At 68.7% G+C, this 13659-nt stretch carries 14 protein-coding genes and 2 pseudogenes; 10 read left to right on the top strand and 6 right to left on the bottom strand.

The features are described from left to right. The first annotated feature begins 67 nt into the window (after nt 1-67). Nucleotides 68-2197 carry a chromosome segregation protein ParM gene (locus ACZ6MA_RS26220; RefSeq protein WP_469436442.1) on the top strand — a complete coding sequence of 710 codons (2130 nt, stop codon included), beginning with the start codon at nt 68-70 and terminating at the stop codon, nt 2195-2197. A gap of 77 nt (nt 2198-2274) precedes the next feature. Further along, nucleotides 2275-2463: a hypothetical protein gene (locus ACZ6MA_RS26215; RefSeq protein ID WP_469436440.1), complete on the top strand. Its 189-nt coding sequence runs from the start codon at nt 2275-2277 to the stop codon at nt 2461-2463. Nucleotide 2464: 1 nt separating this feature from the next. Here the strand turns inward: ACZ6MA_RS26215 and ACZ6MA_RS26210 are convergent, their stop codons facing one another. Continuing rightward, nucleotides 2465-2626: a hypothetical protein gene (locus tag ACZ6MA_RS26210; RefSeq protein ID WP_469436438.1), complete on the bottom strand. Its 162-nt coding sequence runs from the start codon at nt 2624-2626 to the stop codon at nt 2465-2467. A 224-nt stretch (nt 2627-2850) separates the two neighbouring features. On the opposite strand from ACZ6MA_RS26210, the gene ACZ6MA_RS26205 reads away from it, so the two are divergent. Together ACZ6MA_RS26205 and ACZ6MA_RS26200 are read left to right on the top strand one after the other, a co-directional pair. Further along, nucleotides 2851-3345: a hypothetical protein gene (locus ACZ6MA_RS26205; RefSeq protein ID WP_469436710.1), complete on the top strand. Its 495-nt coding sequence runs from the start codon at nt 2851-2853 to the stop codon at nt 3343-3345. 48 nt (nt 3346-3393) lie between these two features. Next, the gene (locus tag ACZ6MA_RS26200) at nt 3394-3720 is read left to right on the top strand and encodes a hypothetical protein (protein ID WP_469436436.1); all 327 of its coding nucleotides are present in this window, start codon (nt 3394-3396) and stop codon (nt 3718-3720) included. 409 nt (nt 3721-4129) lie between these two features. Here ACZ6MA_RS26200 and ACZ6MA_RS26195 read toward each other — a convergent pair whose 3' ends face one another. The 3 genes from ACZ6MA_RS26195 to ACZ6MA_RS26185 all read right to left on the bottom strand — a co-directional run bounded on the left by ACZ6MA_RS26195 (nt 4130) and on the right by ACZ6MA_RS26185 (nt 5991). After that, nucleotides 4130-4747, bottom strand: a complete 618-nt coding sequence (locus ACZ6MA_RS26195) for a DUF6000 family protein (RefSeq protein WP_469436435.1) — start codon at nt 4745-4747, stop codon at nt 4130-4132. A 117-nt stretch (nt 4748-4864) separates the two neighbouring features. Continuing rightward, nucleotides 4865-5527 carry a hypothetical protein gene (locus ACZ6MA_RS26190; protein WP_469436434.1) on the bottom strand — a complete coding sequence of 221 codons (663 nt, stop codon included), beginning with the start codon at nt 5525-5527 and terminating at the stop codon, nt 4865-4867. After that, nucleotides 5527-5991, bottom strand: coding sequence for a DUF2199 domain-containing protein (locus ACZ6MA_RS26185; protein WP_469436708.1), 465 nt, complete (start codon nt 5989-5991; stop codon nt 5527-5529). The genes ACZ6MA_RS26190 and ACZ6MA_RS26185 overlap by 1 nt, the downstream gene beginning before the upstream one ends. A 175-nt stretch (nt 5992-6166) precedes the next feature. Here ACZ6MA_RS26185 and ACZ6MA_RS26180 point away from each other — a divergent pair, with 175 nt between their 5' ends. From ACZ6MA_RS26180 to ACZ6MA_RS26165, 4 genes and pseudogenes are all read left to right on the top strand, one after another. Beyond that, on the top strand, nt 6167-6337 hold the full coding sequence (locus ACZ6MA_RS26180; RefSeq protein ID WP_469436432.1) for a hypothetical protein: 171 nt from the start codon (nt 6167-6169) through the stop codon (nt 6335-6337). Nucleotides 6338-6429: 92 nt separating this feature from the next. Then, nucleotides 6430-6885 carry a Pycsar system effector family protein gene (locus ACZ6MA_RS26175; protein ID WP_469436430.1) on the top strand — a complete coding sequence of 152 codons (456 nt, stop codon included), beginning with the start codon at nt 6430-6432 and terminating at the stop codon, nt 6883-6885. Nucleotides 6886-7093: 208 nt separating this feature from the next. After that, nucleotides 7094-7243 (top strand): annotated as a pseudogene (locus ACZ6MA_RS26170) (AAA family ATPase); the annotation flags it as partial. Nucleotides 7244-7350: 107 nt separating this feature from the next. Continuing rightward, nucleotides 7351-8703, top strand: a complete 1353-nt coding sequence (locus tag ACZ6MA_RS26165) for a hypothetical protein (RefSeq protein ID WP_469436428.1) — start codon at nt 7351-7353, stop codon at nt 8701-8703. 235 nt (nt 8704-8938) lie between these two features. Here the strand turns inward: ACZ6MA_RS26165 and ACZ6MA_RS26160 are convergent, their stop codons facing one another. Next, the gene (locus tag ACZ6MA_RS26160) at nt 8939-10018 is read right to left on the bottom strand and encodes a hypothetical protein (RefSeq protein WP_469436427.1); all 1080 of its coding nucleotides are present in this window, start codon (nt 10016-10018) and stop codon (nt 8939-8941) included. 74 nt (nt 10019-10092) lie between these two features. Then, a complete protein-coding gene (locus ACZ6MA_RS26155) occupies nt 10093-11562 on the bottom strand; it encodes a site-specific integrase (protein ID WP_469436425.1) in 1470 nt (489 codons plus the stop codon). Nucleotides 11563-11565: 3 nt separating this feature from the next. Here ACZ6MA_RS26155 and ACZ6MA_RS26150 point away from each other — a divergent pair. Together ACZ6MA_RS26150 and ACZ6MA_RS26145 are read left to right on the top strand one after the other, a co-directional pair. After that, a pseudogene (locus tag ACZ6MA_RS26150) lies at nt 11566-12484 on the top strand (AAA family ATPase). A gap of 238 nt (nt 12485-12722) precedes the next feature. Beyond that, nucleotides 12723-13421 carry a hypothetical protein gene (locus tag ACZ6MA_RS26145; protein ID WP_469436424.1) on the top strand — a complete coding sequence of 233 codons (699 nt, stop codon included), beginning with the start codon at nt 12723-12725 and terminating at the stop codon, nt 13419-13421. Nucleotides 13422-13659 lie beyond the last annotated feature (238 nt).

Below are 13659 nucleotides of genomic sequence, written 5' to 3'. Positions count from 1 at the left end.
CCTGCCACGGGCGGCCCCGCGACAACTGCGGGGCCGCCCGTGCCCATTCGCCCCGAAGGAGAAGCCGGTGGCCACGCCGCGCAGTGTCACGCTCGAACGCCTCGCCTACACCCTCGCCGCTCCCGTGCTGGCCATGGCCCCGAACCTCTGCCCCGACAGCCCCGTCAACCAGGTCGTGCAGCTGGCCGGTGCGGCCGGGATCGGCGGCTGGGTGCTCGCCGCCAAGAGCGATGAGCCCGGCGCCGGACGCAAGATCCTGCGCTGGTCCCCGCTGGTCCTGGCCGCCGCCATCGACGTCACTGCCAAGACCACCACCGGCTTCGGCCCGTACTGGATGGACGGGCTGCTCGCCGCCACATGGGCGGCGGCCGGCTACCTGGTGATGCCGTTTTCCCGGCACACCCGCCGCCGTCACCGCCCCGCCCTGGCCGCGCCCGTCGTGCAGCCGGCGCCCGACGAAGTCCTCGAGGAGCCGGTCGTCCAGGACGACGGAGCCGACCTGCTCACCCGCGACGCGCGGATGCTGTGGGAGCAGGCCGGGATGCCCGGCCGTACGTACGTCGTCAAGGCCACCCGGCACCCCGGGCAGCGGCACGACATGACGATCCTGCTGCGCGCCTCGGAGACCGGACGGCCGATCACCGGCCTCACCGAGGCCGCGGTCGCCGCCCCGTTCGCCGTGCACTCCGGCGACGTCGTGCTGTCGGAGGTCGCCATCCAGCCCGGCCGCCAGGGCGGCCCCGGCTGGATGGAGGCCCACATCACCCCCGACGCCAACCAGCGCCGCCGCAAGGCCCCCACCGACCAGGAGCGCTGGACGGACACGGTCGGCTCGCCCAAGGGCGGCGCCCCCGGCTCCGAGCTGGTCCACAAACGCCGCGACGAGGAACGCGGGGTGACGTTCTACCGGGCGAGGATGGCCGACTCCACCGACGCTCCGCGCATCGACCTGCCCAAGTTGTGCCGCGCCCTGGGCTTGCCCGAGGACGACAGCCGCGTCTTCGTGCTGGTCGAAGGAGCCGAGTTCCTGGTCAGCATGTTCGACACCCCGCCGCTGTCCCCGACGTTCCCCGCCACCCGCGAGCTGCTCACCCCGGACGCCAAGGGCATGTACGTGTGCGGGTTCAGCATCACCGGCCAGCCGGTGCACAACTTCGTCTTTCAGCACGACAAGAACGCCGCCAAGCACGGCCTGGTCCTCGGCGTCACCCGCGGCGGCAAGACGCAGTTCTTCGCCGTCACCATGGTGGCCGAGTCCAACGCCGGACAGATCGTGTGGCTGTCGTCCTGCTTCAAGGACGAGAAGACCACCGCCCTCGGTGAGTACATCGACCGCCAGGGCATCACCCCGCTCTACATGGCCCGCCAATTGCGCGCGGCCAAGGCCCTGTGCCAGATCCGGGCGGAGATGCCGTGGGCGCACGACGGCAAGCCGCACGACTACAAGCCCGGCGACCCGCGCTGCCCCTACAAGCAGCTCAACGTCTACGCCGACGAGTTCATGACCGCGAGCCAGGACCCCCAGTACGGCGAGTTCATCCAGGCCGACGGCGACGCCCTGACCGTCATGGGCCTCAAGTACGGCATCGGTTTCAACCCGGCCGGGCAGTCGCCGTTCGCGCACAACGGCTTCTCCACGGAGATGAAGGACAACCTCCGGCAGAACAGCCGCCCGGTCATCTTCAACATGGGGTCGCCCGGCGCCACCCGCAAGGCGGCGGAGGGCACCATGGAGAACGCCTACGACGTCCCGACCATCCCCGCCCGCTACGCCCCCAAGGAAGGCAGCGCGATCGAGCGGGCCATGGCCGGAGAGGCCGAACCCGAGAACGGTGTCTCCACCGGCGGTGTCGCGGTCGTGGTCCTCGACAACGGGCGGGCCGTATTGATGAAGGCGCTGTACGTGGACTTCGACGACGACCTGGCCGACCTGTTCCCCAGCGAGATCAACCGGCTCACCGACTACGAGATCAGCGAGCTGACCAAGCTCGGCCTGTGGTTCGACTGGAGCGAGCCCGAGCCGCGGCCCGGCGAGTTCTGGCCCGAGCCCGACGAGGACGACGACGGCGACGGCAAGCCCCGCCGGCGCGGAGGCGGCGGCAAGCGCGGCGGCAAGCGCGGTAGCCGCTACGCCGAGGAGAAGGTCACCTCGCCCCGCCAGGCGCTGGAGGCCATCAAGAGCCTCACCGACGCCTGAACCACCCACCCATCACCCGGGGCCGGCCCGCCCGAACGGCGGCCGGCCCCCCACTGTTCGTGAAGGAGCACCCCCTCGTGGGCCTGTCCATCTCCACCGCCGCGCTGCTCGCCATCATCGTCGTCGTCCTGGTCAAGGGCGGACACGTCCGCTTCGGCCCCGCGCTGACCTGCACGCTGTTCGGCTTCACCCTCGCCGCCACCGGCCTGGCCCCGGCCATCAACACCGGCCTGGCCGCGCTCGCCGGACTGCTCGCCAGCTTCTGACCTACGCCTCGGTCCACGGCGGGTCGGGCGTGTAGTTGAGCCCCTCGCAGAAGCGGCAGTCCCACTCCGAGGGCACCTCCCACTTGTCGACCCAGAAGCCGACCTGCTTGCCGACGAAGTAGTTGTCCCCGCCGCACCATCCGCACTCGAAGACGAACTCCACCCGTTTCCCCTCCACTGTGTCTGCCGGATTGAGGATGCCCGGGGCGCCGGTGCGGTGACTACCCACCCGCCAGCCTCAAATCACCTGCTGCACAACGCCGAAGGGCGCCGCCGGACACCACTCCGGCGACGCCCTTCCCCGCTGCGCGGCCACTCCCCCACGCGCCCTCCCCGCCACCACGGCCTGGAGGGCGCGCCCCTTTCCGCGTGATCGGAGAACCCCCGATGGACCCCTTGCACACCACCCAGTCCGGCATGCCCGAGTCCGAGGCTGCGGCCGAAGCCCGCCGCCTGCTCGACGAGTGGGCGGCCCGGCCCGTCCGGCAGCACCCCACCTCCTACCGCGACGACACCGCGCCGCCGGCCTTCGGCACCACCCCGCCCGTGCCGCAGCCCGACCAGCGGATCGTCCCGGCCTGGGCGGCCGGGATCGCCGTCGCGAGCATCGGCGTGGGCGCCGGGATCACCGGCATCGGCTGCGGCGCCTGGCTCGTCCTGCAGGGCCTGGCCTCCGTCAGCCTCGCCGGGGTCCTCATGGTCACCCTCCCGTTCGCGGGCCTGGCCATGGCCGCCACCGCCCTCGGCGGCGCGATCAGCAAGGCCCGCGCGGCCGTCACCAAGCACGTCTACGAGGGCCCGGTCACCCACCACACCGAGATCCACAACAACAGCACCACCCGCGGCGCGTTCTTCGCCCGCACCCGCAACGACATCCACTGACCCGCCCACCACCATCACCCGCCACCCGGAACAGGGAGCAGCCACGCCATGACCCACAACGACAAGCAGCCGATCAACGGCCAGAACAATCCGTCCTTCCTCGACCTACTCAACCAGTTGCCGCCCCAGCCGCCGACCCCTGAAAACGAGTCTTGGGTCGGCACCTTCCACGGACGCCACGACGGCGCCCAGGCCAAGGTCACCGCCATCCGCGACGACACCCGGCCCGAGCCCTACGTCTGGATGTGCACCTGCGGCGCGTCCCGGTCCTTCCTCACCGAGGACGCCGTGTTCCCCACGGCCTGGCGGCACACCCACCCCACGCACCTCGACCGGCTGCGGCAGTGGGCCACCCGCCGACTGCGCGCCCGCTGACCTGACGCCCTGCCTGGCCCTCGCCCACCCGCCCCGCGCGGGCCGGGCGAGGACCGGACAGGCCGCCCGGCCGCACGTGGCGCCCCGCCGACACCCGCACAACGTCGGCGGGGCGCAGCGCTGTCCACCAACCACTGGAGGAACCGCTCGTGCTCATTCCCCGCCCGCGCCGCCGGATCGGCCGGCCCCGCCCGCAGCGCCCCGGCCCCCGCTACCCGCCTTGCCCTGGCCTCCGACCTTGCCGGCATCCGTCCTCGCCGACCTCACCGGCACGAGCATCAGCAACGCCACACGGTGGACTGGATACGCCAGACGCGACTGGCTCGACTACATCGCGTCCCGCACGCAGATCTGACTGCTCCCCGGTCGACGGCCATGGTTCAGAGAGACCATCACGAGATGAGGGCGGTCATAGCACCTCTGCACATTCGTCGACGAATGCGCAGAGCCGACGAATGAGGCTCAAGAAGAAGGGGGTGGGGTCCGAGTCGACCCTCATGTGAGGTGCATCCTGGAGCCACTGCTGCCACAGGCCCCCCGGTTCTCGGAAGCGGTCGGCTTGACCACCTCCAAGGTTCAGGTCGATGAACTGGAGAGCGCCCATGACAACGGTCTGGTCGTACGCGAGGTCAGGGCGGCAGAGGTAGCGATCCAGGTAGGCGACGAGCAGATCAGCGTCGCGCGCCGTTCCGAAGCTGGCCAGGGCCACGCAATAGGCCAGCCCAGCGCAGCAGACCTCGCTGGCCAGCAGGAGTTCCCCGAGGTGCTCACGGAACTCGGTCCGGCGGGAGACAGCTACGAGCCAAGCCGCAGTTCTCCGCTCCCGCCAGCCGCCCTGAAGAAGCTTGGCGACCTCATCTGCGGTGATGAGTCCCGCGTCCTCACGAAGGTCTCGCATAAATCGGTCGCACTCAGGACTTTGCATGCGCAGCAAGCCACCGCCGAGCTTTAGGTAGCGCCGCTCGGGCGTGACATAGCGACGAACCAATGCCAGCAACTCAGCATCGTCGTGAGGGTGGTGTATCACACTGGCGATCTTGCCTTGCCGCCTCAGAACAGAGCCAGTCCTCCCTTGCCCCTATGTGAGCGAGTACGGCAGTTGGCACCTGTGCTGAAGTATGCGCTCAGACCCAGGGCCCATAGGTCAGCCGCCGTAGAGGCCCCACTCGTCGAGGCCCCCGTAGATGTGCGCTTCGAGGCATTGCGGGGCGTCAAGGCCCACGGCCTCACCCCGGTACACGGCGATGAGCGAGTCCTTGCCCCGCCACCAGGAGTCGGTTACACCCTGCACTTCGGGTACCGGCTCGAATGCGTTGAGATCCAGCGCGTCGACGGCCTTGCGCGTCACCCTTGTGACGGTCGTGGCCCAGCGGCGGGCATGAGCGGCGAGCGCCAGGGATTCAACCCACCCGTCAGGGCTGGCATGCAGGGGCGTCCAACGATAGGCGTCGATACCGAACGCACCGTCGGAGCCGATCACGAAGCTGTAAGCCATGGACACCCGGCAGTCCCCTGCCGGAAACGACCAGCCGTCCGCGGGCGCCTCCTCGGGGCAGTCGGCGTTCAAGATGCGCGGACCGCCCTCGTAGAACGGGGCTGGCGGCAAGGCGAGGCCGCCCCAGCGGTCCTGGAAGGCAGCAGCCCGTTCGATCTCCGTAGCAGGGATCCCGTGCTCGATCCACGTGTCGCGGAGTCGCCGGATGTCCTGCCGGCGAACGCGTATGCCCTCCGTCTCGATGAACCGCCGGGCCCTGCGGCTCAGGCCGGCAGGCGCGATCGGGACGGACGATACGGGCTGGTCAGCCATTACCGCTGTTCGCCGTCTCCGGAGTGGAGCACGGCCGACGCAATCTCCCGTACGCGCTCCGGGCTGATTCCTGTGCGCTGCTCGATGGCGAGGGGGTGGTCGGTGGGCTCCAGCTCGACGAAGGGGCGCTCGCCGACCGGACGGGTATGGACGCGCGTCTTCAGGTTGAGTGTCGTCGCTGGGTATACCGGAAGATCGGTGGTGAGCCAGCCGAAGTACGGCTCCTCAGCCTCACGGCCGGGCCTGTCCCAGAGATCCGAGGCTCGGGAGAAGCTCTCTCGGCTGAGCGAGACCCAGACGCCCCAGGAGAACACTTCGGCACTGCCGATGACCGGTATCTCGATCAGGCCCTTGACGAAGTAGTGCTGCCCGCGGACCACGCACTGGTCCGCAGAGAGCAAGCAGTCCTCGGCGTCGGCGAAGGCCGGCTCCCACACGGCGGGGGCCTCGGCCGTGTAGTTCATCGGCAGCTCAGGGTGGTGGGCCCCGCAGCATGCGCAGGTGAACCCCGAATCACTGGTCATGGGCCCGGAGCCTAGCGACGGACTCCAGCCGTACCCGAAGGGGGGTTTACTCGGCCACCGCTCTGCGCGGCCAACTAGCACGCTCAGTCACAGCTGGCTCCCCCGAGGACAGGCGATGGCACCTGGCTTCCTTGACGCCGGACTACAGCAGCTACGGAACAAGTGCACTCCGCCAACACCGCTGCGCACCCAGGGCTGCTGCGACCCCTGCGCCCGGGGCTACGAGCCCAGCCCCGACACCTACGTCGCTTTCACGGCCCCGGTCACCCACCGGCTCGCCGCCTGATCAACGAACCGCTCGGACGAACCCCCGCCCTGACCCCCCGGGTGGGCCGCCGCGTGCGGCCCACCCGGCCACCACAAGGAGAGCCACCACCCATGACCGCCACGGTCCCCGCCACCGACAAGAACCTGGACTCCGCCTGCGCCTCGGTCACCAGCGAGATCGCCCGCACGGACAGCAAGGCATCCTTACTGCTCGCCTTCAACGGCGCCGCCCTCGCCGGGCTCGCATCCATCACCGACAAGGAACTTCCGCCGCCGGCCAAGGCCTTCGTGAGCCTCGCCGTCGTCGCCCTGGGCACCGCCGCCGCGCTGCTGCTCCTCGTCGTCAGGCCTCGCCTGCGGGGCCATGACAGGGCTTCCTTCCCGTACTGGGCGACGCTCGACGAAGACCAGATCCGCGTCGGCATGGAAGCCGACACCCGCGCCGCCACCATCCGTGTCCTGTCCATCCTCGCCGTCCGTAAGTACCGCCACCTGCGCCGCGCGGTCGACCTCAGCCTCACCGCCCTGGCCCTCCTCGCGCTGGCCGCCTCCGGCACCGCGCTGTGATGGCAGCCGCGGTGACCGCGCCATCCCGTGCCCGCGCCGACCGCATCCGCGCCCCGGCCGGAATCGCCCGGCCCGCCCTCCAACAGATCGAACCAGACCGCGACGGCGACGCCTCCTGCTAGCTGCACGAGGCCGCCGCCCTGCTCACCGACGCCGGGCAGCGCATGAACTGCGCTGCCCGCGCCCTTAACCCGCAAGGAGAACTCGAATGACCTCGCTGACCTATCCGGAGCTGCCGGAAAGCTGCCTCGTAGTCCTCATCGGGGCCTCCGGCGCGGGCAAGTCGACGCTGGCCACCACCTGGCCCGCCTGCCAGGTCCTGTCCCTGGACGCACTGCGCGAAGCGGTGAGCGGCGACTTCTCTGTCAAGTCCAGCGTGTCGGGCTTCGACGGGCGTCGGTAGCTACCACTGGACATGCCAGACTGCTGCCACGCTGCAGGTTGCGGTGGGGGGAGATCGAACGAGTGCTGGATCTTGAGGAAAGCCTAGGTCGCGTCTGGAACCCGGATGTACGACCGCTCGTGGCTGAGGCCTATCGGAGTTACACCACTGGATCCGCACGCGCCTGCATCCTCCTGACCTGGAGCGCCGTAGCAGCTGACCTCATCGACAAGCTGAGACGCTTGAGCGAGGACGGCGAAGGCTCGGCTACTGCGATCGTCCAAAAGATTGACACTGCACGCGCAGCCAACGACGTTAAGACAATGCAGGAGGTTGAGGCTTCGCTGCTGACGACGGCACGCAGTCTCGAACTACTTGATTTTGTGGAGGAACGTGAGCTACAGCGCCTCAGAGATGACAGGCACCTTTGTGCTCACCCTTCGCTGCGTCCGCTCGGGGACTTTTACGCGCCGACAACGGAATATGCCCGTGCGCACCTGGTTGCTGCGCTACAGGGCATCTTGATCCATCCGCCGAGCCAGGGTCGAAAGGTCGTTGACCGATTTTCGGATCACGTTGCCGATCCTGCTTTCACCGGTAGCAGACAGTACGTCACGCACACGTTCTTCGACCAAGTGAAGCCCACCGTGCGTCGGCAAGTCGTCGACCTTGCGGTCAAGGTCGCGTGCCTGGAGCCAGACGGCCTCCCAGACCCCCCTGGGGCCCATCAGCTAGCAAACCGAATGGCTGATTGCCTGCGACTCTTCATGGAGCGAGACCGTGCCTTGGTTGCGCAGTATATGAACAAGGCCACTGCCCGGTTGGGGGACAGGCCGCGGGATGTGCAGATTCGTTCTGTGGGCCGTCTTGGTGATACTGACGTGTTCTGGGACGCGGTATCAGAGCCGCTGCGAGACCACATCGAAGGACTGATCAGCAGTACGCTGCGCAGCCCCGAAGAGATCAATGTCGAGGAGGCTCGTCTCATCTCTCTCGTTGGGATTGATGAGGCACGTCGAGTTCTGCCTGTCCTTGAGGAGACGTTCATCCGGCTCGACTGGATGCGCCAGATCATGGTGATCGCAAACCGTCCTGGCCGATACTTCGTCCAGTACCTTCCTGGTCTGCTGAGCAGTGACGTAGCGAGCAGTTTTCGGCTGGCTGAGGTTCTGACCCAATCCACAGTTCTGCCGCTCGCGCCTTATCTGGCCCCCTCGGATCTGGAGGCGATTCTGCAGACATGGACTGACAATGGCCAGTGCCTCATGGCTTCTGGGATGCCGCAGCTTGCCGTAACCTTGCATGAGAGCACCCAGCACCTGAGACCGGCCGATGAAGCGGCATGGCGCGGCTTCATCACACGCGTACGCAGTCTCGTACCAGAAGGTGAGCCCTACTACCGGTATCCCGCACTAGCCGCTGCGATCGGTGCTTGAACGACGCCTCGAAATCTCGGGGCAGCCCAGTAGCGGTCACCAGCGGTCTGCCGGGTTGAGCAAGGCAGGGTTAAGGCAGGCCAGCGTCGAAGGCAATCGGCGGGTACCGGCCGCGTACCTGAAGCGTTGCCGACCACTGGCTAGCACTCACTAGGACTGTTCTGCTCCCGTACTGGGCCCGACGGTAAGCCGCACGTGCCTGGAACGCGTCCGCGTCTCGGTCTGCATCGCAGGTTCACCCTCCAACAGCTCGGGAAATACCCGGTTCAGAGAATTGTGATGCTTTGATCGGTTCATGGAGCTGGCTGCCAAGTTCTTCGAAGGTCGTCTGGCGCCAGATCAGCAGTCGGTCGATGTCCGCATCGAGCTGCCCCAGGAGCCGGCGGGCGGCCGCGGTCGCCTCCAGAGCCTCGGTAATGATGCGCCCGGAGGAGTCGGCTCCCGAGTCGGTGAGGTTGCGACTCTCGAACTGGTCGCGGTGCCCCGCTCGGCGCCGCTTCTCCAGCTGCAGCCGGTAGACCGGCACACCCGCTTCTGGCGTCCCCGGCAGCGTCTCGGGCACCGGCATCTCAGAGACCGTCGTGGCGTTCAGCCCTAACTCCGCGACGATGAGCACGGCCAGCGCGACCGCCTCCTTGCGGCTGAGATAGAGCCGCTTCCAGGTGTACTCCGCCCCGCCGCCGACTAGCGCCGCCCGGTAGCGCTTGCGCACCGTGCGGCGCTTCTCATACACCGGGACATCCCCGGTGCGGGCCAGCACGTCCAAAGCCTCACCCAGTAGCCACTCCCGGCTGCCCGGGACGAAGGCGTCCTGACGCCAGGCTGCCAGATGGCCGGTGTTCTCCCTGATCCGCAGCAGCGCAGTGCGGAACGTCCGCCGCGCCGCCAGACGGATCTGACGAAACTCCTCCGGGCTGTAGGCATGTTCGCCGTCCGAGGACCAGGCGAACCGCTGGGCCATGACCTCCCGCACCGGCCGGGCGAGCCGGGCGTCCATCCGTAACAGGCCGGCTACGGTGCAGTATTTGGTGTACCCGTTTGAGGACGGCGGCAGGCTCAGCCGCCACGCCCTCCAGTGTCCGGCCGTCAGCCGGTCGACGTCCACGGGCACGTCGTCCAGCTCGCTGAGGAACTCCGCGAACGGACGCACGACGTACCAGCTCGCCTCGCTGGACTCGACACTGTCCCAGCCGCCGCCCGGAGCGCACTTGGCGGCGAACAGCGCGGCCAGCGACCGCTGCCACGGTTCCGGCACCGCAAGCGCCCCGAAGTCGTAGACGCGAACCCTGCCCTGCGTATCCCCATGCGTCACCACCAGGCTGTCCTCGTCGAGGACCGCCGGCCGCTGATGCTCTCCCCCGGGCAGGCTGGCTCGGTGACCACGTCGGCTCACCGGGCCACCAGCTGCTCGTCCAAGTCCTGGATGCCCTCGCTCTCCCGAGCCAGCCGAGCGAACAACACGGTCAGCTCCTCCTCCCACACCGGACTGCCCGCGGGCACGTAGTCGGCCAGCAGCGAGCGCAGCTGCAGGTCCGCGACCGGCGCCAGGTAGATGTGCTTCGTGGTCTCCAGCTGGGCGTGACCGAGCAGATCCTGCACCATCCGCCACGGATCACCGTAGAGCAGCCGGAAGTCCCGCCGCTCCTCCGGCGTCAGGCCCATGCGCCGGTCCATGACGTGGTTGAGGACCACGAGCATCACCAGCGCGAAGCTGTGCCGGGCCATGTGCGGCGTGCAAAACGGCGGCTGGCTCATCACGGGCGACAACACTGTCTCGCACCGCTCGTTCGCCGTCCGGAAGACGCCCTCCCATGACGCCGGGCGCAACGGCAGCCCGGACTCGCTCAGCCACAACCACAACGGCTCCGGACCGCCCGGGCCCTCAACAAACAAGATCATCCGGTCTTCGACGGTCGCGTCCGTCAGCGATGTTCGTCCCATCACACCGTCCCGGTCCCGCCAGTGCAGCAGGCGCCGGTGCCGGCCGGTCTGGTGGGTCACCAGCCGCAGCGGCAGCCCGTCGTACCGCCCCACCGACTGCGCGCGCCGCACCACCCGGGCGCGCGAGGACTCCACGTACCCCTCGATCTCTCCCACCACCACAGAGGAGGCATAGAAGGTGCGCGCCCGCTTCGACTTCGTCACCGCACGGGCCAGATGCCCCGCGTAATACCGGCCACCCTCCAGCTGCAGACGCGGCACTTCCACCGTCAGCAGCGAGGCGCCCTCCGTCAGCCGCATACCGGAGGAGAACAACAGGTCGGCGAAGGCGGCATTGCGGTCGACCAGCCGCCCCGCCCACCCAGCCGCCGCCAGTCCATCGGCTCCACACCCGCGCATGCCGACATCCACCCAGCGGCGGAACGCCCGCGGTGTCAGCCAGCGCACCTCGCTGGTCCGTGCGTTCTTCGCCCGGGCTGCTGGTACCAATGCGGGTGCGCCGGTCCGGCCAACGACTGATCGCATTAGCACCGGGTTCACCAGCACATACTCGCGCTGCACCGCCCATTCATACAGCCGTGCCAGCGCTGCCAGGCCTCGGTTCCACCGTGCCCCGCCGACCTTGCGCGGATTCCGCGGAGATCGGGTGCGCCAGTCCTCGAAGTCCCACAGATCATCGGCCGCCGCTTCGCTCCACCACCTCCCGCGGCCCCACAGGAAATCGAAAAACAGGCAGTAGTCGTCCGTGTAATTCCGCTTCGTCTCCGGCGCGAGACGGACGAACGACGACCGACACAGATACCGGCTCAGCACCTCATCGATCCGGTAGTCCGGAGCAAGAAGAATTGGATCCCCAGGATGAATCCCAATACGGTCCTCGCGGTCGGCCAGGTCCTCCCATCCGACCAGAACGGGCACACGATCCCTCGCCACCCGGCGATCCGTCGGCACCCAGTACGTACGCCAACCCGACACGCATCCACCCTCGCTCGATCCGCTTCAACACGCCGATCCAACAGGGAAGGCGACGCGGGCGACCAGGAGGCGACCGGCGACGCCGTCGACGTCCTGCACCTGCTCCTGGAGCGCCGGATGGCACGGCGCCGCTTCACCGTCATCGACGCCACGAACGTCTCCAGGGCGGCGAGGGAGCCGTTGACCGCCGCCGCCAAGCGGCACAACATGCCCGCCATCGCGGTCATGGTCACCACCCCGGCCTCCGTGTGTGTCGAGCGCCAGAGCCCGCGGCCCGCCAACCGGACCGTCCCCGACGACACGGTCCACCGGCAGCACAAGGCCATAGTCCACTCGCACCCGCAGCTCAAGGCGGAGGGCTTCAACGAGGTCGTCTTCGCCGACGCCCTGTACCGCCTGGAGCCGTTCCTGAAGCGGCTCTCGCAGGTCCGGGAGGCCGACCTCGGGCGCGACGGCAGCGAGGGCCTGGGCGACCTGTGGCTGCCGCGCCGCTTCTTCGGCCCGGAGGTCCTGCCGCTGTGGCGGTGGCGGCCGGGCTCGGACCTGGTGACCGGCCGGGACCGCGTCGCGGAGATCCGCCTTGCAGTACCTCACCCTGGCGTACCGCGACGATATCGACGGACAGGGCAGCTTCGGCTTCGACGTCCTGCTGCCCTGCCCCGTCGACCCGGAGTGCACCGGCCAGGCATGGGCCCCGGTCTACTCGGTCACCGACCTGCACAAGGCGCTGACCGGCGCCATTGACAACGACCCGGACATCATCTGCACCGTCCACGGCGGCCCCGACGACGTCGACCAGGAGGCCGACGACCCCGAGGGCCGCACCCACCTTCAAGCGCCGTACGCGGACGCGGTCCGCGCGTGAGCCGTGCCGCCGACGCTTCGCCGAACGGCCAGAACCTGCCGCGCCCCGGCCACGCCGGGCGCCCGCTGTTTCCCCGGGAAGGACACCCACTCATGGGCATCACGATCACGAACACGTACGGCACCGCGCACAACGTCAGCGAGACCAACCCGTCCCACGTCACGAGCTGCGACTACTACCGGCTGCCCCTCGTTGGCACCATCACCCCCGGAAACCCCGGTTACGAGGAATGGTCGAGATGCTCAAGGACAACGGACACGACACCCGCCCCGAGGGATACGGGCTGATCTTCCTGAAGTCCGAGGAGTTCAGCGCGACGTACTTCGGGTCGATCGAGCAGATCGAGCAGTACAAGCGCGAGAACGTCGACGGAAAGGCGACCTTCGACGCCTCGCAGGGCGTCATGTACGCCCAGTGGCCTCACGGCAAGGGCTGGGACGACTTCCTCCCCCGCGTCTTCTGGAACCAGGCACAGCGCGGCGCGATCGCGGACGGCGTCGGCCTCGTCACCGCCTTCGCGCACACCGAGATCCCGGGCACCGAGGTCATCGTCTACGAGTTCGAAGGCACGTGGCGCCCCGGCGGCACCCCGGAGCAGCTGGTCACCTACCACTGCACCGCCTGCCACCTGGACACGTTCCACGACTGCGGGCACGTGCACGAGAACACCGGCCCCGGCAGCCGCCGCTGGGCCGCCCGCCAGGCCCGCCAGCACATCATCAGCGCCGCCCGGTACGGCGTCGGCGACACCAACAGCGCCTGCCGCCCCAACAACGGCGAGATGCTGCGTGCCGTGAACGCGGTCGCCCGCGACATGTGGGGCACCACCGGCAACGCCCTTCCGGACACCGACGACGCGTACTGCGCCACCAAGGGCGCCTGCTCGGTCATCCGCGAACTCCGTGCCGGAGTCCGCCCGCCCGTCTACCGCGCCTGACCGCCGACTTTCCGCCCCCCGTCCCGGCTGTTGTCTGACGGACGCTCCGTGCCGCCCTGGCCTCCCCGATCGACGGAGGCCGGGGCGGTCGCGGTGGTCACTCAACGCCGAGAAGAAGGAAAGGAGATAGACGTCATGGCCCTCCTCCCCCTCTATGAGGTCGACGTCCCGATATGGAGTACCGCTGGCCTGCGCGGTGTGCACGTCTTCACCGGGCACGCCGACAGCCGCAGCGCCG

The organism is Streptomyces sp. NPDC042259, from assembly GCF_055582085.1.
The sequence above is the reverse complement of the archived record's forward strand: the minus strand, read 5'-3'. Positions and strand labels throughout refer to the sequence as shown.